The sequence below is a fragment of the Natronosalvus caseinilyticus genome, assembly GCF_017357105.1.
GTDB classification, from domain to species: domain Archaea; phylum Halobacteriota; class Halobacteria; order Halobacteriales; family Natrialbaceae; genus Natronosalvus; species Natronosalvus caseinilyticus.
Genome location: NZ_CP071596.1, coordinates 2,985,161 through 3,008,760 on the forward strand (window position 1 = coordinate 2,985,161; position 23,600 = coordinate 3,008,760).

General features: G+C 60.8%; 29 protein-coding genes and 1 pseudogene. 13 read left to right on the forward strand and 17 right to left on the reverse strand.

Annotated elements, in window-relative coordinates; all coding sequences use genetic code 11:
- Positions 1–135 precede the first annotated feature (135 nt).
- From J1N60_RS14295 to J1N60_RS14305, 3 genes are all read right to left on the reverse strand, one after another.
- Positions 136–558 carry a DUF6691 family protein gene (locus J1N60_RS14295; protein ID WP_312908452.1) on the reverse strand — a complete coding sequence of 141 codons (423 nt, stop codon included), beginning with the start codon at positions 556–558 and terminating at the stop codon, positions 136–138.
- Entirely contained in the window at positions 555–1,043 is a 489-nt protein-coding gene (locus tag J1N60_RS14300; protein WP_312912590.1) for a YeeE/YedE family protein, read from the reverse strand. Before J1N60_RS14300 ends, J1N60_RS14295 begins: the two co-directional genes overlap by 4 nt.
- A gap of 62 nt (positions 1,044–1,105) precedes the next feature.
- On the reverse strand, positions 1,106–2,299 hold the full coding sequence (locus J1N60_RS14305) for an MBL fold metallo-hydrolase (RefSeq protein WP_312908454.1): 1,194 nt from the start codon (positions 2,297–2,299) through the stop codon (positions 1,106–1,108).
- A gap of 243 nt (positions 2,300–2,542) precedes the next feature.
- On the opposite strand from J1N60_RS14305, the gene J1N60_RS14310 reads away from it, so the two are divergent.
- From J1N60_RS14310 to J1N60_RS14320, 3 genes are read left to right on the forward strand one after another with little or no spacing between them, the layout of a single operon-like run.
- Positions 2,543–2,788, forward strand: a complete 246-nt coding sequence (locus J1N60_RS14310; protein WP_312908455.1) for a sulfurtransferase TusA family protein — start codon at positions 2,543–2,545, stop codon at positions 2,786–2,788.
- Between the two features lies 1 nt (position 2,789).
- A complete protein-coding gene (locus J1N60_RS14315; RefSeq protein WP_312908457.1) occupies positions 2,790–3,368 on the forward strand; it encodes a DsrE/DsrF/DrsH-like family protein in 579 nt (192 codons plus the stop codon).
- A gap of 2 nt (positions 3,369–3,370) precedes the next feature.
- Positions 3,371–3,625 (forward strand): HalOD1 output domain-containing protein, encoded by a 255-nt coding sequence (locus J1N60_RS14320; protein ID WP_312908458.1) that lies wholly within the window; start codon positions 3,371–3,373, stop codon positions 3,623–3,625.
- 137 nt (positions 3,626–3,762) lie between these two features.
- Here the strand turns inward: J1N60_RS14320 and J1N60_RS14325 are convergent, their stop codons facing one another.
- The 3 genes from J1N60_RS14325 to J1N60_RS14335 form a co-directional block, all read right to left on the reverse strand.
- Positions 3,763–5,289 (reverse strand): aldehyde dehydrogenase family protein, encoded by a 1,527-nt coding sequence (locus J1N60_RS14325; RefSeq protein ID WP_312908460.1) that lies wholly within the window; start codon positions 5,287–5,289, stop codon positions 3,763–3,765.
- A gap of 297 nt (positions 5,290–5,586) precedes the next feature.
- A complete protein-coding gene (locus J1N60_RS14330; RefSeq protein WP_312908462.1) occupies positions 5,587–7,863 on the reverse strand; it encodes a PQQ-dependent sugar dehydrogenase in 2,277 nt (758 codons plus the stop codon).
- Positions 7,864–8,138: 275 nt separating this feature from the next.
- Positions 8,139–9,263 (reverse strand): multicopper oxidase domain-containing protein, encoded by a 1,125-nt coding sequence (locus tag J1N60_RS14335; RefSeq protein ID WP_312908464.1) that lies wholly within the window; start codon positions 9,261–9,263, stop codon positions 8,139–8,141.
- An 854-nt stretch (positions 9,264–10,117) separates the two neighbouring features.
- On the opposite strand from J1N60_RS14335, the gene J1N60_RS14340 reads away from it, so the two are divergent.
- Together J1N60_RS14340 and J1N60_RS14345 are read left to right on the forward strand one after the other, a co-directional pair.
- Complete coding sequence (locus J1N60_RS14340) at positions 10,118–11,344, forward strand: orc1/cdc6 family replication initiation protein (protein WP_253436010.1); 1,227 nt, start codon at positions 10,118–10,120, stop codon at positions 11,342–11,344.
- Positions 11,345–12,023: 679 nt separating this feature from the next.
- A complete protein-coding gene (locus J1N60_RS14345; protein ID WP_312908467.1) occupies positions 12,024–12,500 on the forward strand; it encodes a 50S ribosomal protein L11 in 477 nt (158 codons plus the stop codon).
- A 119-nt stretch (positions 12,501–12,619) separates the two neighbouring features.
- Here J1N60_RS14345 and J1N60_RS14350 read toward each other — a convergent pair whose 3' ends face one another.
- Positions 12,620–13,231, reverse strand: a complete 612-nt coding sequence (locus J1N60_RS14350; protein WP_312908468.1) for a hypothetical protein — start codon at positions 13,229–13,231, stop codon at positions 12,620–12,622.
- Between the two features lie 269 nt (positions 13,232–13,500).
- Between J1N60_RS14350 and J1N60_RS14355 the strand changes: the two genes are divergently transcribed.
- The 4 genes and pseudogenes from J1N60_RS14355 to J1N60_RS14370 all read left to right on the forward strand — a co-directional run.
- Entirely contained in the window at positions 13,501–14,133 is a 633-nt protein-coding gene (locus tag J1N60_RS14355; RefSeq protein ID WP_312908469.1) for a 50S ribosomal protein L1, read from the forward strand.
- Position 14,134: 1 nt separating this feature from the next.
- Positions 14,135–15,184: a 50S ribosomal protein L10 gene (locus tag J1N60_RS14360; protein WP_312908471.1), complete on the forward strand. Its 1,050-nt coding sequence runs from the start codon at positions 14,135–14,137 to the stop codon at positions 15,182–15,184.
- A gap of 39 nt (positions 15,185–15,223) precedes the next feature.
- On the forward strand, positions 15,224–15,565 hold the full coding sequence (gene rpl12p, locus J1N60_RS14365; protein WP_312908473.1) for a 50S ribosomal protein P1: 342 nt from the start codon (positions 15,224–15,226) through the stop codon (positions 15,563–15,565).
- A gap of 269 nt (positions 15,566–15,834) precedes the next feature.
- Positions 15,835–16,728 (forward strand): annotated as a pseudogene (locus J1N60_RS14370) (tripartite tricarboxylate transporter permease); the annotation flags it as partial.
- A gap of 60 nt (positions 16,729–16,788) precedes the next feature.
- Here J1N60_RS14370 and J1N60_RS14375 read toward each other — a convergent pair.
- A complete protein-coding gene (locus J1N60_RS14375) occupies positions 16,789–16,953 on the reverse strand; it encodes a hypothetical protein (protein WP_312908475.1) in 165 nt (54 codons plus the stop codon).
- A gap of 266 nt (positions 16,954–17,219) precedes the next feature.
- Positions 17,220–17,771 carry an HDIG domain-containing metalloprotein gene (locus J1N60_RS14380; protein ID WP_312908477.1) on the reverse strand — a complete coding sequence of 184 codons (552 nt, stop codon included), beginning with the start codon at positions 17,769–17,771 and terminating at the stop codon, positions 17,220–17,222.
- 247 nt (positions 17,772–18,018) lie between these two features.
- Between J1N60_RS14380 and J1N60_RS14385 the strand changes: the two genes are divergently transcribed.
- Positions 18,019–18,822: a ParA family protein gene (locus tag J1N60_RS14385; RefSeq protein WP_312908479.1), complete on the forward strand. Its 804-nt coding sequence runs from the start codon at positions 18,019–18,021 to the stop codon at positions 18,820–18,822.
- The gene (locus J1N60_RS20780; RefSeq protein ID WP_484551597.1) at positions 18,819–19,271 is read left to right on the forward strand and encodes a DUF8160 family protein; all 453 of its coding nucleotides are present in this window, start codon (positions 18,819–18,821) and stop codon (positions 19,269–19,271) included. The genes J1N60_RS14385 and J1N60_RS20780 overlap by 4 nt, the downstream gene beginning before the upstream one ends.
- 253 nt (positions 19,272–19,524) lie before the next feature.
- On the opposite strand, the gene J1N60_RS14395 is transcribed toward J1N60_RS20780, so the two are convergent.
- A complete protein-coding gene (locus J1N60_RS14395; RefSeq protein ID WP_312908482.1) occupies positions 19,525–19,704 on the reverse strand; it encodes a hypothetical protein in 180 nt (59 codons plus the stop codon).
- Positions 19,705–20,144: 440 nt separating this feature from the next.
- On the opposite strand from J1N60_RS14395, the gene J1N60_RS14400 reads away from it, so the two are divergent.
- Positions 20,145–20,330 carry a hypothetical protein gene (locus tag J1N60_RS14400; RefSeq protein WP_312908483.1) on the forward strand — a complete coding sequence of 62 codons (186 nt, stop codon included), beginning with the start codon at positions 20,145–20,147 and terminating at the stop codon, positions 20,328–20,330.
- A 30-nt stretch (positions 20,331–20,360) separates the two neighbouring features.
- On the opposite strand, the gene J1N60_RS14405 is transcribed toward J1N60_RS14400, so the two are convergent.
- Positions 20,361–21,146, reverse strand: a complete 786-nt coding sequence (locus J1N60_RS14405) for a homing endonuclease associated repeat-containing protein (RefSeq protein ID WP_312908485.1) — start codon at positions 21,144–21,146, stop codon at positions 20,361–20,363.
- A 59-nt stretch (positions 21,147–21,205) separates the two neighbouring features.
- Entirely contained in the window at positions 21,206–21,382 is a 177-nt protein-coding gene (locus J1N60_RS14410; protein ID WP_312908487.1) for a hypothetical protein, read from the reverse strand.
- A 110-nt stretch (positions 21,383–21,492) separates the two neighbouring features.
- Between J1N60_RS14410 and J1N60_RS14415 the strand changes: the two genes are divergently transcribed.
- Positions 21,493–21,615, forward strand: coding sequence for a hypothetical protein (locus tag J1N60_RS14415; RefSeq protein WP_312908489.1), 123 nt, complete (start codon positions 21,493–21,495; stop codon positions 21,613–21,615).
- A 38-nt stretch (positions 21,616–21,653) separates the two neighbouring features.
- Here J1N60_RS14415 and J1N60_RS14420 read toward each other — a convergent pair whose 3' ends face one another.
- The 5 genes from J1N60_RS14420 to J1N60_RS14440 all read right to left on the reverse strand — a co-directional run bounded on the left by J1N60_RS14420 (position 21,654) and on the right by J1N60_RS14440 (position 23,536).
- Positions 21,654–22,025: a hypothetical protein gene (locus tag J1N60_RS14420; protein ID WP_312908491.1), complete on the reverse strand. Its 372-nt coding sequence runs from the start codon at positions 22,023–22,025 to the stop codon at positions 21,654–21,656.
- A gap of 346 nt (positions 22,026–22,371) precedes the next feature.
- Complete coding sequence (locus J1N60_RS14425) at positions 22,372–22,659, reverse strand: hypothetical protein (RefSeq protein ID WP_312908493.1); 288 nt, start codon at positions 22,657–22,659, stop codon at positions 22,372–22,374.
- Positions 22,660–22,728: 69 nt separating this feature from the next.
- A complete protein-coding gene (locus tag J1N60_RS14430) occupies positions 22,729–23,007 on the reverse strand; it encodes a hypothetical protein (RefSeq protein WP_312908494.1) in 279 nt (92 codons plus the stop codon).
- Positions 23,004–23,210: a DUF7563 family protein gene (locus J1N60_RS14435; protein WP_312908495.1), complete on the reverse strand. Its 207-nt coding sequence runs from the start codon at positions 23,208–23,210 to the stop codon at positions 23,004–23,006. The genes J1N60_RS14430 and J1N60_RS14435 overlap by 4 nt, the downstream gene beginning before the upstream one ends.
- A complete protein-coding gene (locus tag J1N60_RS14440; RefSeq protein WP_312908497.1) occupies positions 23,207–23,536 on the reverse strand; it encodes a DUF5658 family protein in 330 nt (109 codons plus the stop codon). Before J1N60_RS14440 ends, J1N60_RS14435 begins: the two co-directional genes overlap by 4 nt.
- Between the last annotated feature and the right edge of the window lie 64 nt (positions 23,537–23,600).

The following is a 23,600-nucleotide window of genomic DNA, read 5'->3' on the forward strand; positions in this document are numbered from 1 at the left end:
TGCGTGGGTCGTTGGTCGTGGAGCGTGGACGCGGGTCGTGGAACGTAGGTCGTCGGTCGTTGGTAAAGGGGAGTCGGTCGTCGCGTATCAGTCCGCGCTCGACGGTGTCGTCCCGCTCGAGGCGCGCTGGCTCCGCTAGACACCCTGGAGGTAGGCGCCGGCGAACATCCCGCCGATCGCCCACAGGATCGTGACGTTTCCGATCCCGAGGCTGGCGTAGGCCGCGCCGGGACAGATCCCGGAGAGGCCCCAGCCGACGCCGAAGATGGCGCCGCCGATCAGGACGTTCCGGTCGAACGACTTCAGGCGACGGCCGTAGGTGTCGCCGGTCAGCGGCGCCCGTTCGCGAAGGCGCGGCGTGATCCAGAACGCGATGCCCGAGATGATCGCCGCGCCGAACATCACGAACAGCAGGCCGAAGTCGTCGAACTGGAGGAAATCCAGCACGACTTCCGGCCGGGCCATGTGACTGTAGGCGAGGCCGAACCCGAAGATCAGGCCGCCGACGAGAATCAACGGCATGAACAGCGGGTGCCGTTCGGGCCCACTCGCGCTCATGGGCTCACCCCCAGTGCAGAGACCAGCTGTGCGGTCACGATCGCCACCGCCAGGAACGTCACGACGCCGACGATCGAGGTCTTCGAGGCCGAGCCGACGCCGCAAACGCCGTGACCCGACGTACAGCCCTTCCCGACGCGCGTGCCGATACCGACGAACACGCCGCCGACCAGGAGTCGCCACGGCTGGACGTCGGTCGTCCAGGCGCCGCCCTGCCAGACGACGGCGTAGACCGCCGCCCCCAGAACGATCCCGAGGGTGAAGACGACGCGCCAGTCTCGAGACGCCCGATACTGCTGGAACCGGGACTGGTCCGAGACGTACGACAGCGTCGACTCGAGGAACGTGCTCGCACCGGCGGCGATGCCCGTCCCGAGGTAGATTGCGACCGCGCCGAGACCGACGAGTAAGCCCCCGGCGGCGTACCGCGAAATGCCGTTCGGGAAGAGGTCGGCGGGTGGCGTCAGTTGCAGTGGCAGGTGCAGTTGTAAGGGCAGTTGCGGGTACAGTTGTAGGGACAGGAGTTCAGCGATCACGGGTATCTGGATCAGTCGTCAGCCAGGGAATCCTGGCTGGCGGCGCAGTTGTTCGGGCCGAGCTCGAGTTCGAACGCCTCGTCGTTCTCGGCGGTCTGCTGTCCCAGGTTCGTCGCGATGATGTCCTCGTAGTTGGCCGGACGGGGCGGCATGTCCGCGAGGATCAGATCGACGAACTCGTCTTCGTCCATCGTGAGGGCGTCCATGCGGTCGACGAGGTCGCCGATCGGCGCCGTGTACGTCCCGTCCTCGGCGGGGACGGCCGCGTCGCTGAAGTGAGCCCCGCCGACGAGCGTGTCCTCGGGCAGGGTCAGCACTCGCTCTTGCAACGATTCGTACAGCGTGCGCGCGGCGTCTTCCGCGCCGTCGTCGCCCTCTTCGAGGTCCGGCCGGGCAACGCTCTCGACGAACAGGCCGTCTCCGGTCGCGAGCAGGCCGTCGTCGATCAGGTAGGAGGTCATCCCTGAGGTGTGTCCGGGCGTGTAGACTGCCTCGATCGTGGCGTCGCCAACCGCAAATTCGTCCCCGTCCTCGGCCAGCGTCACGTCGTCGGTGTAGGTGACCCCGCGGTCGGCCGCGGGCGCGGGGAGAACGCTCACGACGCCCTCCTCGGCGAGCGATCGAAGTCCCGAGATGTGGTCCGCGTGTACGTGCGTGTCGAACGCGTACGTCAGGTTGACACCGAGGTCGTCGGCGTCCTCGAGGTAGCGGTCAGTGAAGGCACGCAGCGGGTCGATCACGGCGGCGTCGTCGCCGTCGTAGAGCAGGTAGCCCAGGCAGCCCGAGGAGGGACGCTGGTACTGGAGCAGGGTGCCGGCGCCGTCGTAGTTCGTGACTTCGCGGGCCTCGTAGATGCGCGCCCACCCGTTCATCCCGTCCTCGAGGTGGTTGACGTCGTAGCCGCGCTCCTCGAGCGCCCCGGCGACGAACTCGCTGGCGCCGCCTTTCGCACAGAGGACGGTGACTTCGCGGTCGTCCGGAATCTGTGCAAGCACGTCGTCGTCGATTTCGTCGTCCAGAAATTCGAAGTACGGGACGTTGATCGTCTCGACGGTGTCACCCTCGATGCGCCACTTGTCGTAATCCGACTGCATACGGGCGTCGAGGATTGTGACTGATTCTCCATCGTCGATGCTGGCTTTCAACTCCACAGGTGTGATCGAATCGACTGCAACGTCGGGCGTTGGAAAGTCCATTTCGCTCATGGTGTACATCCCTCTGTACCTGGCGCCCCCACTTAAGAGTTTGTATAGTAGTTCCAAATATATGCAATACTATCTTTGCCGTCTGGTCGACGATATCCTGAATAACGCGTGTAGTGGTGTGAACGAGCAATTATAGTCATCACCCTACATTGCGGTGGTTCACGAGAGAGGCAATAATCGATACGCTTTTATTCCCCTGTATGGTATTGTGGGGTAGATCCAATACATAGCACACGATAACCAATGAGTTCAGAATACACCGTTACGGAGACGCTCGACGTGAAAGGACAGTCTTGCCCAATACCCATCGTGAAGACCAAGCAGGCCATCGACGACCTCGACGACGGCGACGTTCTCGAGGTCGTGGCGACCGACTCGGGTAGCATGAGCGACATTCGGGGCTGGGCCGAGGGAATCGACGGCGTCGAACTCCTCGACCAGGTCGAATCGGACGACCTCTACACGCACTACGTGAAGAAAACCGAGTAACATGAGCACCGACAACGCAACCCCATCGATCGACGGTAGCGAGTTCGACGCCGCCGACGTGGAGGCCCTGCTCGAGCGCGTCGAGGAACTCGAGGACACCGTCGCCGACCTGGACGACGACCAGAAGAAGATGACGATCGTCGCGACGCAGGGCAGTTTCGACATGGCGTACCCGCCACTGATCCTCGCGAGCACGGCAGCCGCCTTCGGCTGGGACGTCGTCGTCTTCCACACGTTCTGGGGGCTCGACATTCTCCACGAGGAGAAGTCCCAGAACCTCAAGCTGAGCGCCGTCGGTAACCCGAACATGCCGATGCCGAACGCGCTGGCCGCGCTCCCCGGAATGGACTCGATGGCGACGAAGATGATGCAGAAGAAAATCGACGAGAACGGCACGGCTACCATCGAGGAGCTTATCGACCTTTCCCTCGAGAGTGGAGTCGACCTCCAGGCCTGCCAGATGACCATCGAGCTGATGGACTACGACGAGGACGACTTCTACGACGGCGTGACGACCGGCGTCGGGGCCGCGACGGCGCTCCAGCACATGGCTGAGTCGGACATCCAGCTCCTGGTCTAACCATGAGCATGGCACCAGACGATGCACCCGATTCGTGGGCGACGGATCCGAGTTTGCGCGTCATCGAAACCGTCGCCGAGGCCGACGGAATCGATCCAGAAGCCTGTAAACCACCGCTCAACGACGTCGTCGACCCGTCCGCTCTCGACCAGATCTTCCTGGAGACGGGACCAGCGGCACCGTTCAGGCAAGTGAGTTTCGAGTACCGTGGCTACGACGTCACCGTCCACTCCGACGGTCGTGTCACGCTCGAGTGAGACACTCCTTTCTGTGACTACGTTCGAGGTCGAGAAGTCTGTGGCTGCGTATGGATTCGAGAGGTCTATGACTGCGTTTGGAGTCGAGAAATATCGCTCGCACCGAACTCGAGCGGAGGATCGCTCACGCGTACGTATTAGAACGGATACTCCCGACGGTCGTGCTGGAGCGAGATCCACTTCTTCTCGGTCATCTCGTCCATGATGTCAGTCCCGTTGTAGCCGCCGACACCGGACGCCTTCGTGCCGCTGAACGGAACGTGAGCCTCGTCGTTGACCGGCTGGTCGTTGACGTGGACCATTCCCGTCTCCATCCGCTCGGCGATTTGCATTCCCGTTCCGACGTCGCCGGCGTGGACCGATCCCGAGAGGCCGTACTCGGTGTCGTTGTGGACCTCGATCGCCTCGTCGACGCTCGAGACGCTGATCACCGGCGCGATGGGGCCGAAGTGTTCGTTGCACGCGGCGGCCATGTCGTTCGTGACGCCGGAGAGTACAGTTGGGGCGACGAGCAGGGAGTCGCTGGGTCCGTTTTCGCGCTCGTCAGGTCCTCCATCGCCACCGCTATCCATCGGTACCGTCTCGCCGCCCGTCTCGAGCGTCGCCCCGGCCTCGACCGTCTCCTCGACGTAGCCCAGCATCTCGTCGCGCTGGGATTCGTCGATGACCGGGCCGACCACCGTATCGGGGTCGTGAGCGCTGCCGACCGGGAGAGATTCAGCGCGGTCGGTGAGCCGATCGACGTACTCGTCGTAGACGTCCTCGTGCACGATGTGGCGGTTGATGGAGATACAGACCTGTCCCTGGTGGACGAAGGTCCCGAAGACCGCCGAATCGACGGCCGCCTCGAGGTCGGCGTCGGCAGTCACGATGTGTCCGTTGTTTCCGCCCAACTCGAGCGCGATCACGGAGAGGTTCTCGCCGCCGGTCGTCGCGACGCCGCGGCCGACCGGGGTCGAACCGGTGAACGCGACGACGTCGCTCTCGGGGTGAGCGACCACCGGATCGCCAATCTCTGAACCGCTCCCGGTGACGACGTTCAGGAGGCCATCCGGCAAGCCCGCCTCTTCGTACAGTTTCGCGATCAGGAGCCCGCCCGTGATCGGCGTGTTCGACGCGGGTTTGAGCACGACGGCGTTGCCGGTCGCGATGGCGGGCGCGACGGCCCGCCCCGAGAGATTGAGGGGGAAGTTCCACGGCGAGATGACCGTGACGACGCCCTGCGGTTCTCGCCTGACGAGGTTTTCCTTGCCCGGCACGTTCGAGTCGGCCTGCTCGCCCTTCATGCGGCGGGGGAGCGTCGCGGCCTCCATCGCCTGGTCCGCGGCGATCTGGACCGACGTTTCGCCCATGATCCGAGAGCCGCCCGCCTCGTGGGCCAGGAGGTCCACGATTTCGTCTTCGTACTCCTGAAGCAGGTTCGCCACCTCGAGGGCGACGCGCTCGCGCTCGATGGGTGGGGCCTCTCGCCACTCGGCCTGTGCCGATGCCGCGGCCTCGAACGCTGCGTCGACGTCGGCTTCCGTCCCCGCAGGGACGCGGGCGATTTCCTCGCGACTCGAGGGATCATCGACAGAGATTTCTTCGTCGCCGTCTGATTCCGTCCATTCGCCGTCTATGTAGAGTGCGTTCCAGTCTGCGTCGATCGAGAAGGTATTCGGCATATCCTACCTCACGGGAAATCGCTGTGTAATACCCAGGCTTGCCTCTTCAGACGTGGTGGAATTGATGGACAGGCGCTCAACTGCCGCACAATAGACTGTGGTACAGGTCGAGAATTCCCAGATCAGTATGCTGGGCTCACGAACCGTCTCGAGCCTGGTCGCCCTAACACGAGGGAGGTTCGTCGCCGTTACTGGTGCAGCGTTTTGTCTCTGGCCTCGAGGCGAAGTTGCGTTTCGTTTCCGAGGCGAAAGTCGAGTTGCGTCGCCTACCGAGACGAAGTTACGCAACCATCACGATCACGCGGTATCGTTCTCGTCACCCCCGTTTGATTCGGTCTCGTTTCCGTCGGCGGTCTCGTTTCCGTCGGCGGTCTCGTTCCCGTCGTCCGTTCCTTCGTCCTGCTCCGTATCGTCACCCGCATCGCTTTCATCGTCGTCCGTCTCGCTTTCGTCTCCTTCACCGTCTTCTTCGTCGCCTTCTTCCTCACCCGTCTCCTGTGCGACCGAATCTTCGTGCGGTTCGATCTCCTCGCCATCTTCCTCCGAGACGATACGGTACACTTCGCCCGTTTCGCCGTCGGTGTACCGTGCCGTCGTCAGGACGTACAGTTCGCCGTCGTGGTCCCGACCGAACGAGAGGACGAATCGGTTGATCGCATTCTCGGGCGCGTTGGCAACCGAAAGCCGGATGATGTCCCACAGGTCCTCCTCGCTTCGATCGGCCATCGGCTCGTACTCCTCGAGCGGCGACGCGAAGAGCGCCCCCGACGGTCGTTCGAACGCGTCGCTCCAGTCGCCGAAGACGTAGTGGCCCTCGAGCGCCGGTGCCGCCTCGCCCTCGTAGACGTAGCCGCCGGTAATCGAGATGCCGATGGTCTCCTCGCCGACCTGGTGTGGGTAGTGGATGACGGGATCGAGCAGCGGTTCGCCGCCGCGAACGTCATCGGGAGTTTGCGACGGGCACTCCGAGGGCGGAGCGTTCGGATCGGCCGTCGAGAAGCACTCGATGCCCTCCTTGACGTTCCAGCCGTAGTTGCCGCCGTTCTCGACGATGTTGACCTCTTCGTACAGGTTCTGCCCGACGTCTGCGACGAAGAGACGACCCTCGCCGTCGAACGAGACACGCCACGGGTTGCGAAGCCCCCAGGCGAAGTACTCGTCGAAGCCATCCTCGCTGTCGACGAACGGGTTGTCGTCCGGGATGGCGTAGGGTTTGTCGTCCTCGCCTTCGCTGTCGACGTCGATCCGGTGAATCCCGCCGAGCAGGGTCTCGGTCGTGTTCTGGGCGTTGCCGCCCTCGTTCTCGTCGTACCAGTCTTCCAGGTGGCCGAAGCCGATGTCGTCCGCTCCGCCGCCGTCGCCCAGTGCCCAGTACAGGTAGCCGTCCGGCCCGAATACGACGGGGCCGCCGTTGTGGTTGAACTGCGGTTGGTCCACCTCGATGAGAATCCGCTCCGAATCGAGGTCGACCGACGCGAAGTCCTCCGTCGCCTGGAACTCGGCGAGGACGGCCGTGTGGTCGTAGGACTCTTCCGCTTCGTCCTCCTCGCTCGAGTCTTCGCTGCCGTTCTCGTCGTCGCTTGCGTTTTCGTCGTCGGCCTCGCTGTCGTCACTCGCGTTCTCGTCTGTGGTACTGTCGGTTTCGTTCGCATCGTCGCTCGAGTCGTCACCGGTTTCGGCTTCGTCCCCGCTCTCGGCGCTACCGTCGCTCGAGTCCTCACGCAGGGGCGCGCTGTAGTAGACGAAGAGCCGGCGATTCTCCTGGTACTCGGGGTGGAATGCGAGGCCGAGGAGGCCGCGCTCGTCGAACCCCGCATCCGTCGCGGCGCCGACCTCGACCATTCGGTCGGTGAGGTCGAGGAACTCCGTCGGTTCGCTACCGTTGGCATCGACGTGGTAGATCTGACCCGGTTGATCGAGTACGTAGTAGCAATTTTGCTGCCCGGGTGCCACCTCGAACCCGACCGGCGAGACGAACCCACCGGCGACGCGCTCGAGGCCGATCGTGGGGCCCTCGCCGATGACGTCGCTCACGTCCTCCTCAGTCTCGTCGCCGTCGGCACCGTCGGCTGGTTCGCCGATCTGGATGTCGCCGCGCATCGATCCCGGATGGACTGAGCAGTAGTACTCCGCCATCTCCTCGGTCGCCTCGAACTCGAGGGTTTGGGTTTCGCCCTGCTCGCTCATTATTTCCGTCCCGACGATGTCGTTCCCGTCCGCGTCGAGAATAATGATGTCGTGTGGAAGGCCGTCGACGTTCTCCCAGGTTATCGAATACGTCTGGCCGGCCTCGAGCGTCAGCGTCGGATTCGTCTCCCCTTCGATATCGGATGGCGACCGCCCCTCCCAGCCGGAGGTGACGCCGCCGAGTTCGAACGTCGTTTCTTCCTGGGCGACAGTGAGTCCGCTGAGGCCGGCTACGGCGCCCGCCGTAGCGGTCGCCCGGAGAAAGGTTCGTCGTGACGGCCACGTTCGTCGACTCGTTCCGTCGCGTAATTCCCCGTCGAGTGTCGTCCGTGCGGTGTCGGACGCCTGTTCGTTGTCAGGTGCCCGTCCGTTGTCGTGTGGTTTCATGTCCCTTCGAGAACAACTCCTGACACCGGAATAACGTGAAGCGACTGTTACGGCGGGTAATCGAGGCTTCGTCGAGGTAGTGATCCTTTTCTTCGAGAAACAGTCTCGAGCGAGGTCGGTGATCGAACGGGATGCGGAGAGCGAGACTCAGACGAGAGTCGAACTCGAGGAGAGGCCGATACAAGATGAGGAGAAGAAGGTAGAAGAGGAAAGGTAAGGAGGGAGAGACAAAAAAGAGAGACAGGAGAGCGCGTCCGAGAGTGGGCGCAGCTTGCTCAGCCCTCGTAGCCGGCGTACCCCATGAGGTCGCTGAAGATGTCGGTGTCCATGACGTCTCGGTAGACGATCGCACTGACCATGCCGCCTGGGTAGAAGTTCCTGTTCATCGCGTGGTCGACCTTGTGACAGTGCATCAGATAGATGCCGGGATCGGCGTTCGCCTCGAACTCGATCGTGTGGCGCTCCGCGGGCGCGACGTTGGTGATGTCGCGCTCGTACTGCGCCGCTTCGGGGATCTGGCCGCCGTCCTTCTCGACCAGACGGAAACGGTGGTTGTGCGTGTGCAGCGGGTGAGACATGTACCCCGCATTGACGAAGTGGAGTCTGACCGTGTCGCCCGAATCGACGATCATCGGTGAACCGTCTTCGGGATGGAGCGTCCGGGGGAGGCTCTTTCCGTTGATCGTGAACACGTCGGGGTTACGCTGGCGAGGGCTGTAGTCGACGTCCTCGCCGTTCATCTGCCTGGGGACGCGCGAGTCCCAGTCTTTGACCGTCATGAAGTACTCCTTGTCGGCTGGTTCGTACCCCTTCGGGTCGACGCGGAAGATGCCGTACATCCCCATGTCGATGTGCCGGTTCGTTTGGTAGTGACAGTGGTAGAGGTGCGTCCCCGGAACGTTCGCCGGAATCGTGTAGGTGTGTTTCTCGCCCGGGTCGACGCGAATACCCGTCGTCGTCGGCACGCCGTCGTTCTCCCATGTCTTGTGTGAGCCGTGAAAGTGAAGCGTGTGCGGGTGACTCCCGTCCGTGTTGTCGAGCGTCACTTCCATGTCGTTGCCCTCGGTCGTTCGCAGGATCGGCCCCGGAACGCTGGGTTCCCTGTCGTCGGCCTGGAACGCCCAGACCTGTGGGAACTCGATTGGACCGCCCATCGACTCGAGCGGGTGCACGGGGTGTCGGGAGGTGACGCTTCGAAGCGTGACTTCCCCGCCCTGCTCGTCGACCTGGACGACCGACGGTGGGCTCGTCGTCGGGAGGTCTGATTGGGCAGTTGCTTTGGAACTCAGGTTCATCGGTGACTGACAGCCGGCGAGAACGGCAGCACCGGTTCCGCCGGTTGCAGCCAGATATTCCCGCCGCGAGATACCAATTCCAGGGGCTCCGATGTGATCGGTCATGTACACCCGAACGTATGAACTCCCGTAGTATAGCGGGTCACGCCAGTTATTAGCCGCTGGGAATACGAGCGAAGATGTTCGTCCAGATGACTTAAAGCAAGAGGACGGCCAATTCGAGGTCGGAACGGTCGGTCGGCATTTTGTGAGGTGTCCCACCCCACAGTGTCGAGTGTTTTTTGGAGTGAGGCCGGCCGTCGTCTGAGGGGTGGTAGGGTGAGAGACCCCACTTTGTCGAGTGTTTCGGGTCAGGGGGTGGTGATGTCTGCGAGGCGAGCAAATCGGAGGCGTCTCCGATGAAGGAGGCCAGGGTGGGTAAACTCAAGGCATCTTTGGGGGAGTGGTCTAAAAAAGGACGGTACCTCGAGAAAGAGGACGGTACCTCGACAGTGAGGCTCCTGGCAGGGGAGGTGATAGTAACATCACCAACGAAGAAAATAACGTCGGCATCGCAATATCGAAAAGATAGTCATCGTCGAACGCAAACTCCCATTAACGGAACGTAACGAGCGATTCACTCGGATGGCTCATTGGGACCGTCAATGCAGATGAGAGATCGGAATCGAGCGTACGTCACTGGAAGAGGGGTTTCCCGGCTACGCATGCGGTGGGAAACTCGAGGGGTGAACTCGGCTATCGAGACAGCCTATCTGGCATCTCGGTACGATCGCTCGCAACGTGCCATAGGTTGATCCGGAAAGGTGATCAACTCGAGCTCCTGGAACGGTCCGGAACACTCGACACGGTGGGGTGTCCATCTCATCGAGGGGCGGTAGGGACGATTGGGGACGCTCCGTTGAACACTCGACGCACTCGACACGGTGGTTTTATATATCTTGCAGCGAGCAGTCCAACTAATGCCGCTGTTCGATCGGGACACGTCGATCTTCTCCGACGAGGACGTGCTACGGGAGGACTATCAACCGGAGTCGATCCAGGAACGAGACGAAGAGATCGACACGTACATGGCTTCCCTCCAGCCCGTCATCAACGGAGCACAGCCACGGAACCTCTTTCTCTACGGCAAGGCCGGCGTCGGAAAGACGGCCGTCACCCGCTATCTTCTCTCTCACCTCGAGCGTGACGTCGACGCTTACGACGACGTCGCACTGACCGTCGTCTGGCTCAACTGTAACAACCTCTCTTCTTCCTACCAGGTCGCCGCGAATCTCGTCAACGAACTGCGACCGCCGAGCCAACAGATCAGTACGACTGGCTACCCACGACAGACGGTCTTCGACATGCTCTACACTGAACTCGAGAGCATCGGCGGTACCGTCCTGATCGTCCTCGACGAGATCGACCACATCGGCGACGACGACGGCATCCTCTACGAACTCCCACGTGCTCGAGCGAACGGCTATCTTTCGTCGGTCAAACCCGGCATCATCGGCATCAGTAACGACCTGAGTTTTCACGACAGTCTCTCCCCGAAGGTCAAGGACACTCTCTGTGAGGAGGAGGTTCACTTTCCACCCTACACCGCCGGCGAGTTGCGCTCGATTCTCGAGCAGCGAGCGGAGAACGCCCTGTACGAAACCGCCTACGAGACGAACGTACTCTCGCTGTGTGCGGCACTCGCTGCCCAGGACACCGGCAGTGCGAGACAGGCACTGGATCTGCTCTACAAGGCAGGGGACATCACGCGTGCGGCGGACGAGACGACCATTAGAGAATCGCACGTGCGTGACGCCCAGCAGGCGCTCGAGCGCGGACAGATCCGTCAGGGCATGATGGAGTTGACCCGTCACGGTCACCTGGCGCTGGCGGCGGTGCTCAGCATCGCGATCGGCGACGAAACGCCCGCCCGCGTTCGCGAAATCTACCCCGAGTACTCGGCGATCGCCGAACGGTTCGGGACGAAGCCACTCGTTCGCCGGCGGATGCACGACCACCTCTCCGATCTGGCCATGCAGGGAATTTTGAAGCGGTACGCTCGCAACCACGGTCGGTCTGGTGGGCAGTACTACGAGTACGACCTCGACGTGACCCTCGAGTTGGCCCTCGACGTCGTCGACGAACTCGAGGACGTCGACATCTCACTCGAGGCGGTTCGTGGGGCGAAACTACGTGGATTACGGTGACTGCAGGTATGCGGTGACTATGGGGAATACGATGACTGCGGGGGTATGATGGCTGCGGGAAGTACTATGATCGACAACCGCCTGAACGATAGCTACCTGATTGTGAGCTACTCGTCCGTTCGAGTTGATTAGATCGCAAACTCGAGCCGCCGTAAATCTCAATTGATCCGTTTACTCGCCGTCGATCTCTCTTGATCCCAGTCGTCGAGTCGTCGTCTTCCGTCGACTCTTGAGATGCTCCCTGGCAGTCCCTCGAGTACCTCTTTTTCGAACCTCCACTAGCGTTCGCAGAACACTCGACACAGTGGGGTGGGGGTGTACCTGCAGACTTCCTGTCCTCAAGCCAACGGATATTCACCCTCGTTCGATTGAATGTGATTCGAGACGGACGGTCGCCCGATTAAACACTCGACACGGTGGGTAGGTCACCCAGATGCCCGAATATTTTGGACGTCTTCTCCTATTCTGACCGTTCCCCGCCGACGCAGGGAAACACTCGACACAGTGGGGTGGGTGGGCCACGGATAACCTTCGAGTGGCTCCCCTCGAGCTGACTCAGTACAGTCTCATCGAGGATTACTCATCTCGTCTAACTCGCTACGTCACCCTCTCACACGTTTATCGAGCCGGACTGGACCGAATGGCAACCCTTAAAACTCGAGCGAGGATTCATTCGGGTATGGCTGGAACCATCGAAGCGCTCGTCCCGGGTGGCCAGGCCAATCCTGGCCCGCCGCTCGGTCCCGAGCTCGGACCGACGCCCGTCGACGTACAGGCGGTCGTCAACGACATCAACGAACAGACCGAAGCCTTCGACGGCACCGAAGTGCCGGTTACCATCGAGTACGAAGACGACGGCAGCTACTCGATCGACGTCGGTGTCCCACCGACGGCCGCTCTCGTCAAGGACGAGGCCGGATTCGACACGGGAAGTGGCGAGCCCCAGAAGGACTTCGTCGCCGACCTCTCGATCGATCAGGTCAAGACGATTGCCGAGCAGAAAAAGCCCGACCTGCTCGCCTACGACACGAAGAACGCGGCCAAAGAGGTCGTCGGTACCTGCGCCTCGATGGGGGTCACCATCGAAGGCGTCGATGCTCGAGAGTTCAAAGCGAAAGTCGACGACGGCGAGTACGACGACGTTCTCGTCGAGTGACGACTCGAGTTTCGAGCTGTCACCCACTTCTCAAACGTTCGGTGGTTCGAGTAGTAGCCGCGATCGTTCTCGTTTCGTCACATCACTAACAAAGTCTGATACGGCAATCGCTCGAGTCCTTACACCTTGTTCGCTGGTGGTACGACCCGCTCTTCTGGCTGGCGAACGCCACCGTTCCCGACGAGCACTCGAGTACCGGCACCGACTCCCAGCGCGGTGGCTATCGTGACGAGTGCGATCCCGAAGACCGGAACGAGCATGGCGACTCCCCCGAGGAGGCCGCCAGCGATGACCCAGGCGGGGGTCCGAGACAGGCCGACCCGCGTCGAAATCGTCGCGCCGATAGCGACGTAGCCAAGCGCCGCACTCACCGGAAGTACGATCACGCCGATGGCGACGAGTGGAATCGCGAAGAAAATTCCGACCGACGAGGACGAAAGCAGGATGCCAGTGTAGAACAGGCCGCCGAGGACGAGCGCGCCTGGCACCCCGATACATAGGGAGATGACCGGGCTCCGTCTGGAAACCTCGAGCGTTTTCCGTCCCGAATACCGGAGGATTCCGAGAGCAACCCCGCCGATCAGGACGATCGCGACGGCCTGTATCGCGGCTTGCTCGAGCGGCGACAGCTCGGTGAACGCCGCGACCGCCTGTTCGTAGACGCGAACGGACCCGCCCTCGCCCCCTCTCCCGACGCCCCCAACGATAGCGTATAAATCTATCGGCCCCATTGTCACGTCCTACACTTGCCACGATAATGTATATTTCGGTCAGTTGCACATTCACAATTTCTAATTGGTCAATCTGGATAATTCAGCCGGGTGAACCGCACGCTCGAGTGGCGTCCAACTGGATTAATTCGAGGCCACGAAACTCCTCGCTCCTCGAGGCGCGGAGTTCGACGGGTTTAAGTTCGCCATGACACTTTCTCAAAGCGAGACAGGCATGGCCTGTTTCACTGACCCGTAGGAGCATACCCTGCGTACTACGGAGGTGAACGATGGCAAATTCGGATATCGAAACAGCAGTCACTCGCGCACTCGAGGACGCGCCCGATCGGAACTTCACCGAGACGGTCGACCTCGCGATCAATCTGCGCGATCTAGACCTCAACGAACCGTCGAATCGCGTCGACGAGTCCGTCGTGTTGCCGTCTGGAACCGGCCAGGAGACCCAAATCGTGGTCATCGCCGAAGGCGAGACCGCCGTCCGCGCCGAGGAGGTCGCGGACCAGGTCCTTTCGGGGAGTGACGTGGCCGATCTGGACGACGACGACGCCAAAGATCTGGCGGACGAAACCGACTTCTTCATCGCCGAGGAGGCGATGATGCAGGACATCGCGCGGCATCTAGGGACGATCCTGGGCCCGCGAGGGAAGATGCCGGACCCACTCTCGCCCGACGACGACGTCGTCGAGACGGTCAACCGGCTGAAGAACACCGTGCAAGTTCGCTCACGGGACCGACGCACGTTCCACACGCGCGTGGGTGCCGAGGATATGGGCGCCGAGGAGATCGCCGACAACATCGACGTCATCCTCCGACGCCTGCACGCCGACCTCGAGAAGGGCCCCCAGAACATCGATTCCGTCTACGTGAAGACGACGATGGGGCCGTCCGTGGAGGTGGCCTGAGATGAGCGCCGAAGCACAGGCGGAAGCCGAACGCAAGACCGAGAACCTTCCCGAGTGGAAGCGCGAGGAGGTCGACGAACTCGAGACCCTCATCGAGGACTACGAGAGCGTCGGCGTCATCGGCATCACCGGGATTCCCTCGAAGCAGCTGCAGGACATGCGTCGCGGCCTCCACGGCACCGCCGTGGTCCGCGTCAGTCGCAACACGTTGCAACGACGCGCGCTCGAGTCCGGCGGACTCGACGATCTCGTCGAACACGTCGACGGACAGGTCGGCCTCGTCGCGACGAACGCGAACCCGTTCGCCCTGTACAAGGAACTCGAGGCCTCGAAGACGCCCGCCCCGATCAACGCTGGCGAGGTGGCCCCAAACGACATCGTCATCCCCGAGGGTGATACGGGGGTCGACCCCGGTCCGTTCGTGGGCGATCTACAGCAGATCGGTGCCAACGCCCGGATCGAAGACGGTTCGATCCAGGTCATGGAGGACTCGACCGTCCTCGAGACCGGCGAGGAGGTCTCGGCTGATCTCGCGAACGTCCTCAACGAACTCGGCATCGAGCCCAAGGAAGTGGGTCTCGACCTGCGCGCCGTCTTCTCCGAGGGCGTGCTGTTCGATCCCGAGGACCTCGACATCGACGTCGAGGCCTACGAGAGCGACGTGCAGACGGCCGCGGCCTTCGCACGCAATCTCTCGATCAACGCGGGCTACCCGACGGCCCAGACCGTGCCGACGATCATCGCGAAGGCGACGGGCGAGGCGAAGAGCCTCGGCCTGCACGCGGCGATCGAGAACGACGACCTCATGCCCGACCTCGTCCGCAAGGCCGACGCGCAACTGCGCGCGATTGCGGCCCAGATCGACGACGAGGAGGCGCTCCCGGAGGAACTCCAGGGCGTCGAGGTCCCCGCTGCGGACGCGGGTGCGGCAGGGTCTGAGGAAGAATCGAGCGACGACCAGAACGGCGACGAGTCCGAGGCCGCCGACGAAGACGAGGACGATGACGACGACGATGACGGCGCAGAAGGACTCGGCGCAATGTTCGGATAACACAGATACAAACACAGACACACTACGAGGATTAGACCAATGGAATACGTTTACGCAGCACTCATCCTGAACGAGACCGACGAAGAGATCAACGAAGACAACCTGACCGGCGTGCTCGAGGCCGCCGGCGTCGAAGTCGAGGAGTCCCGCGTCAAGGCGCTCGTCGCCGCGCTCGAGGACGTCGACATCGACGAGGCCGTCTCCGAGGCCGCCGCGGTTCCCGCTGCCGGCGCTGCAGCCGGCGGTGCGGCTGCTGCTGGCGCTGAGGAGGGTGGCGAGGAGGAAGCCGAAGAGACCAGCGACGTGCCGGACACGACGGACGACGACGATGACGAGGAAGAGGAGGCCAGCGGCGAGGGTCTCGGCGAACTCTTCGGCTAAGTCGGGTTTCGACGTTTTACAGTCACATCGATTTTTTTGGCGCGACGCGCACACGTAATGAGAGTCGCAACCGCAGTCACAGTCGAGCTATAGCCGCTGGTGAGGTACTTGCGTTACTACGGGGTTGGTCGCCTATTTAGTAACGTTAGTCAGATTGGCAATCGCACCTATGTTCAGTTTTCACCTATTTTGACTATCGACCGCTCTCACTCGAGCAACCATTGTACACTCCTCGAGTTTAAGTACCGAAACGCGCCCAAACGCGACCAATGGCACAGGCGTTCCTCGAGGTGACCGTGGACCCGCGGTTCACGGTCGCCCTCCTGTGCTGGATTCTCGGCGGTGCCGCCCTCGGCTCGGTCAGCGGCCTCATTCCCGGGCTGCACGCGAATAACTTCGCGCTCCTGCTCGCAGGCGTCGCCCCCTCCATTCCGGGGCCGACGTTGTTCGTCGGCTGTGCGATGCTCTCGGCGGGCGTCGTCCACACCTTCCTGAACGCCGTCCCGGCGATGGCGCTCGGAGTCCCCGACGCCGAGATGGCCGTCACGGCGCTGCCGGGTCACCAGCTGGTACTCGAGGGCCGGGGCTTCGAGGCGATTCGGCTCTCGGCGGTCGGGAGCCTGCTGGCCGTCCTCGTGGCGATTCCACTCGCGATTCCCGTGACCGTCGCCGTCACGGCCGTCTACCCCCAGCTTCGAGCTAATCTCTCGGTCTTGCTCGCGGTCATCGTTCTCGCCCTCGTGCTCTCGGAATCCTCGTGGCGACGCCGGTTCGCTGGTCTCTTCTCGTTTTCGCTCGCGGCGACACTCGGCTGGGCGACGCTCGACCTGTCGCCGGACGCGCCGCTCGAGGCCGGCGGGATGCTCGCGCCGCTGTTCGCCGGCCTCTTCGGCGCGCCGGTGTTGATCGACGCCGTTCGGGGCGGCGGCGTCCCGCCACAGGGAGGAACGATGCTCCGGATGTCCCGACCGCTCCTTCTGGTGACGGCTATCGCCGGCGCACTGTCCGGTGCCATCGTCGGCTACCTCCCCGGTATCTCCGCGGCCATCGCGGCGGTCGCCGTGCTCGTCGTCCTCCCAGGCGGAGCCACCCCTCGAAGCTACATCGTGGCAACGAGCGGCGTCGACACGGCCAATACGCCCTTTGCTGTTTTTCCTACCATTGTTTGACCCCTCTGATACCTCCACGGATATTAAACCCTATGCCTATTTTACAGTTTAGCGTTACTCGATCTGCCACAGCGCGTCCTCGAGCCCCAGCCCGTGCTCGCCAGCGACGTCCTCGGCGAGTGCCAGCGCCCGATCGCGTCGGTCGGGGTCGTGAAGTTCACGTTCGCGAGCGTATTCGATGAGCGCCTCGACGATGAGCAGGTCGTCCTGTGGGTGCATCGCCGGTGTTGGCCGCGTGGTCGGATAAAATGGGTCGGATTAGATGTCGAACAGAAGAGCCGCGCCGACCATGATTCCTAAGACGAGAGCAATTTCCGCCGGAACCATTGATAGCGTATCACCCCAGGACGCGCCGAGATATTCACGATAACCACTTGCTTCGAGGATCCAAGCTGCGGCCCCGAAAGCACCTAATACCACGATTGTTTTCTGCCTAATCTCACCCATAACTGTTCGTGAACGTCAGAGGTATTGAAACTCTAGGGCTATCGAAGGTCGGTCGCCTCGAGCCCACAGTGCTCGAGTTCCTCCGGAATCGGTCCCTGGACCTTTGGCGTGATCGACGCCGTCGACGCCACCATGTCGGCGGTGTGGACGAGGTCCTCCAGGTCGTTCGACGGATAGGGGCCATCATACCACGCGCCCATGTGGGAGGCGATCGCGTCGGCCACCGCGTCATCGAGGTCGGATTCGAGAACGACCTCTGCCATCTGGAGGTCGTGATCCGACGTCGATTTCGGCGACGGGTTCAGCGGGTCGCCGTTTTTGCGTTGGTCGTGAAGGATCGCCGCCGCGTGAGCGAGATCGATATCGTACTCGGTGAGACGGCCCTGTCCGGTGTAGCTATCGGCGAGGCGGTCGATCACCGTCGAGAGCATCAACGTGTGCGCCCAGAGGCCGCGCTCGTTGCGACAGGCTGGGTGGTGGAACCCAGAGGTGCTGGCCGGAACCTCCCAGAAGTAATCAGGTGCGTCGGCGGTGAGCTCGCCGACGATGTGGCGAACGTCGCCATCGTCGATGAGATTGATTGTCGGCATTCGGCGGTACACTTCATCTGCATCGAGTGTCTGGTTTATAGATATGAAACGATACAACACGCATACCGTATTATACTTACTGGTGTTGGATTATTTAAAACACTACCCGGGGAAAAGCGGGTAGATTTAAATATTTTACTCGGTTTTTCAGAATTCTCCCTCTCGATCTTCGTTCTACAGCCCGGACGTCTGCCGAAGTATTAAGAGAGTTAGGAACGTTCGGAATAGTTGTGAGTCCTAAGACGTTATGAGTTCCAAACTGTCCGAACCCTACCGATTGGTTGTATCGAACCAGAAAGGCGGCGTCGGGAAGAGCACGATCGCCTTGAACACGGCCGGCGCGCTCGCGAACCGTGGGAACGACGTGCTGTTGATCGACCTGGACCCGCAGGGCTACCTGACGAGCGGGACTGGCTTCGACGACCTCTACACCGACGAGGGAGTGAAGCAGTACAACGCGTTCAAAGATCCGAGTGAGCACGACGTCGCCGATCTCGTCCACGCGCACGAGGAGTTCGACGTCCTCCCGGCGAACATTGATATGTTCAACCTCGAGCAAGAGCTCGTCTCGATGATGCAGGGGCGCAAACGTCTCCAGATGCTCCTCGAGGACGTCACCGACTACGACTTTATCGTGGTCGACTGTCCGCCCTCGCTCGGGCTGTTGACCGACAACGCACTTCTCGCATGCGGGAACCTACTCATCCCGGCCGAAGCCGAGGACACGAGTATCCGAGCGCTGGATTTGCTGTTCAAGCAAGTCGATTCTCTCGAGGCGAACTTCTCGGAGGCCTCGATCAACGAGCAGGCGCTCGTCGTCTCGAACGTCGACTACCCGCTCGACGGCGAGCAACGCGGGATGCTCGAGTGGTTCGAGGACCAGTTCGGCGAGTACATCCCCGTCTTCGAGATCCGGAACCGGGCGGCCATCAAACGCGCCTGGAACAACGGCCGGTCGATCTTCGGTTTCGATGAGGAGTGTGACATGGAAGACGAGCTCGACCAGATCGCCGCGCACTTCGAAGCGGTTGCTCGAGGTGAGGACGAATGAGCGACCGAAACGAGCGAGGTCGGGATGTGACGGATCGGCTCGCCAAACGCTTCGAAAGCGGCGAACCATCCGATGAGGACGAACTGTCCGAATCTTCTGGTAGTTCCCAACGTTCCAAACCTTCCAAAGACGTACAAGAGTCCGAAGACTCCAAAGAGGCACAAGGAGCCGATCCGTCCGAGAGTTCCAACAATGATGGGGGTTCCAAGGGTGGTGTGAACGTCAAAGAGGATTGGACAGGCCGTTACATGTATCTCCCCGACGAGATCGACTCGACGTTCGATAACGAGTACGACCGGCTGGTCTACGAGTGCGGGCGAGAGTTGGACTGGAAGCCGAAGAAGAACAAGCACTACTACCCGATAGCCGTCAAACACGGCGTCGACGCGATCGAGGACATGAGCGCTGGCGAGTTCGTCGAGGCTGTCGATGGAATGGAACTTCGGTAAGACGGTGTAATTATTGAGTGAAGATGTATAGAACGTAATGATCTGACAAGGCCTTATTTCTGACTATAAGTCTGAATTTCTGATCTGGGCGTACGAGACATTAAATATCAGAGTCGCATCCTCCAACGTGCTACTTCCCGGGAGTGGCTACAGTTGAGTAGCGCACCCGCCAGCGAGGCGGTGTGGTGGTCCTGGGGAATAGCGTTCCCACAACCCACTGAAGAGTGGTACGGCCAGATACTCTCTTGAGAAGCTATTCCTCGTCGACGGCTCGATTGCGGGCCCGCGACGCCTGGCCCGCTTCAGTCGCCGGCCAGTCCTTGCGTCGGAATTCGCCCGGATGTTCGGTGTTGACGTGCTCAGCCAGCTCGGCAGCGCCGCCAGTGGAGTGCGAACAATCCGGCGACGGACACACGAACGATCGTGGCGTCACAATCATTCATCCTCCGGGATTTGAGTTTTGTATCGGCAGTCCGCGTTCGCGCAGTTCGTGTACGCCCCTCGAGGCTTCGATCCGGTGTAGTTCCATTCGTGTCCGCACTTGTGGCAGGTCATCCGTATCGCGGGCATCTCGTCATGTAGTACTACATAGAAACGCAAAGGCGTTCGGGCCGATCGGCCCAGCGCTCACTCGAGGGCTATTCGCAGATCGTGAACCAATCCATTCCAAGTGTGTCACAAACTAGCCACTCTGTTGCTCCAGCTGTTCCCATCACAGCAAAGACGAGTGTGACTGCCAGTCCGATTGCCAGTACTATTACGGCACGAAGCATATGCTACCTGTAGGGATACGTGTCTATAGAAGTAAGGATTCTAGAAAGTAGAACGCTCACAGCCCTAATGCTTTTGGTATTTCACGTACAGAGGTAGATCATGTCATTCGTAAGGTTCCTGGGATGGGTTGCAAAGTTGGCTTTCGGGTATATTGGCGGGTTCTTCCTGGTGTTTGCTGGAATCATGATTGCCGCTCAAGGCTCCAGCATAATTGGAGGACTCGTAGGGTTGGCTGGATTTGTCCTGATGCTGTTTGGCGTCTACACAGAGAAGGTTCAGCGATAGATCCGCTCTCATTTCTCCGATTGGCCCGAGCTATTGATCGAGGGCCAAATCGACAAAGTCCGACCATGACCCCTCAAACCGGTTGTAATAGGTTGTGGCGGAGTAATCGCCCTCCTCGTTCATCATCGTAGCCGTTGGCCGTTTTCCGTGTTTGCTATTCAACGACCGAATTTCCTCGAGTAGTTCTTTTTCCGGTATTGGATCGATTCCTGACGTTGGTACCTCGTCAGGATCCAGGCCAGCTTCCGAGATTGCCTCGGCCCATGAGCCGAACCGCTTTGAGATAGTTCGCGCTTTGACGTCCCCGTGTTCGTCCATTTCAGAGAAAGATGGTGGCCTCCCAAACTCGTTCGCTAACCGTTGGATCTCTTTGATAAGTTCGCTACTCATGATCCAGGTCGTCGAAGACGCCTTTCTGTGTTCAGGAACCTCAATCCCAGCTTCTTCTAAGGATTTGACCACACCACCAAACCGAGAATCGTATAGATGAAGGCTATATTTCGAGTGTTCGGTGATATCGTCCCGTCTTGGAATGCGATCAAGATCCTCGTTCAATTGCTTCAATTCGGAAAGGAGTTCTTCGTCAGAGACACCGGAGGATTTAGTCCGTGGCTCGAATCCTGCTTTCAGGATTGCGTTATTCCACGACCCGAACCTGTATCTGTACGTTCCCGAATTGAACGTTCCAAACTTGTCCATCTCTTTCTGTTTCGGAGGTCGACCAAACCGCTTTTTTAACCTCTTGATATCGTCTATAAGCGCTTCTTCGGAAATAGAGGGCCGTTTTGCTCTATCACTAGTTCTGTTGGGATTCATATTCTAACCAGGATATGCTTACTGGTAAATTGTAGGGCCAATAGTCTGAGTTCACGACTTCACTCCTTCGTCGACGACATGATCTCGAGCCACGGGTCTCGGTTTGCTTCCTCGATCCGGTCGAAGGCGTGACGCTCACAGTAGTACTCGATGCGCTGGGAGACTCGACGTCGGTTTTTCACGTTGAACCGGTAGTCTGAGTTCCGGTCGCAGTCACGCCACTCGCACGAGAGCATACGCTGTCGTTCGCAGCGCTGGGTAGAAACACTCAGCCTCGGAACGAAAGTGGAGGTAACAGGCAACGGTGGGAGACCATGCTGGCCCGATGTGGTGGTGCGCAAGGTGCATGATGGACCTACAGCGCGGCCAGGGGTCGTCTCGGGCGATTGTGCGCCTCCGGGCCTGGTTTCGGGGGCCAGCCGTGGCCGGTGGATCGGCGCTCGAGCCGACGCGCCGAAAGCCACAGTGAGTCGTGAACTCGTGTCGCCGTGAGCGAGCTGGTGGCTGTTAGTCGTTTGGCTGTTCTTCCGTCGCGGATAGCATGATCTGTTTCGTCTCCTCGAGCTCGATCACGTTCGAAACGTCAAACGTGTGCTCGACTCGCTGGCAGTCGTTGTGACCGTCGCCCTTGTCGAAAAGGAGACGGTGAATCTCGTGGGTGTACTTATCGGATGACGTCGTGTAGCTGATTAGGTGCTCGTCGGTATCGGGGAAGAATCGAAGAACTACGAAGTCCTTGTAATCGTCCTTCTCGCGGTCTATCCAGCCGTACACCGTGTAGAACTTCCCGAGCCCATCGTCGTAGCTCTCGGTGAACCGGTCCCACGAGACCATTTCCAGGCGCTCGAGGGTCTGCTCTATCCAGGCTTTTGCGTTCATTTGTCCACCCCCGAACGATCAGTCCCCGGCTGTAATGAAACCTTGAAATTGCCGGCATGATATGTTATTACAGCCCATGATACAGAGTATATCACTTTCAGGAAGTGTAACGATATGAGTGAACGCAATGGGCAGAAAAAGCGGATAGTGTGCCTCTGTGTGAACTGTGAAGCAATGTATGCTGCACACGAATATACAGATGGTACGATCCTCCCCATCGGCAGAAACGGGTGCTCGTGTGAGAAGCCATCGTTCAAAAAATTAGATGCCGCCTCGAGCGACGATGAGGCGGACCCAACTGGTAAGACTGGCTGATCAATACCGCTCGAGGACTGACACTCTTCGTTCATGCTGAACCACCTGCAAATTTCTCGAGTGTCGTCCGCTGGGTCGTCGGCTCTTCGCTTTCCTCCTCAGACCCACTCGAGAGCAGGTCCGCCGCCACGCTGCCGGAGGGCGGTCGGTAGCCCGTCGCCTCGAGTCCGTACTGGTTCAACGCCCGCTCGACGTGGCGCTCGCCCTCACCCGTGAACTCGCCGATCTCCTCGATGGTGAGTCGCCGGGCGCACAGCTCGGTGAGTGTTTCTTCGGTCAGTTCGCGGTCCAGATCGTCGAGTGGGGTTCTATCGTGCATCGTCGTCCTCCTCTAATTGGTCGATCGCCTGTTCGACGTCCTGCTGGGTCGCCTCCGGGAGGTCGTCGGTCATGCCGGCACCTCGCTGGCATCGTCGTGAACGGCCGCCCGGACCTTCCGGGCGAGGACGCCCATCGGCGTGTCCGTCTGCGATTTGCGGTGATACCGCTCGATCACCTCGAGCGGAAGCAATCCGAACTCGCTGGGGTCGCGAAGCCTGTTCGCGATGCGCTCCGTTGAGTAGTAGATCGACTTGTCGCCCGGATAGTGGAACGACGCGACGACATCGTTGCCCGTCACAGCGAGTTGCCAGTTGAACCGGCCGTTGTCCTCGATGACGCGTCTCATTGGCCGTCCTCCTGGCGCGTGAAGTCCGGATTCGAACCGGCGCCGCGCTGCAGGTCGCGGAGGGGCGTGCAGGCTGGACATGCGAAGAGGTCGCCGTCGTTCGATCCGAACACGCGGATGGTCCCCTCGAGCACTCGCGTCTCGCAGTTGAGACAGCGGTTCCCGGTGAGATCGGCGCCGTAGACCGTCGGTACGGTGCTCATGCGACCACCCCGATGAGGTAGACGTTGAGACAGACGGCGACGAGCCATGGTACGGCCAATCCTGCTGGAGCTATCGGTCGGTACTGTTTGTCGAGTACCGTCCGGCACGCGAGAGCGACCGCAACAGCCCCGAGTTTCATCGCCACCATCCCGACCATGCCGTGGCCGTCGATCACGTCGCTCGCGATCGGGTTCGATTCCGTGAGGCCAGCCTCGAGTCCATGCGCGGTCGTCGCGATATCTGCGACCAGGGCGATCGCGGCGAGGCCCCACATCGCTCGCTCGAGGTCGATTTCCGGGAGGTCGATGGTCTGGGTCTGGATCATGACCGAATCGCCTCCGGGAGACCCGTCCCACAGTAGGGACACCGCGTGTTCAGCGTGTGAACCG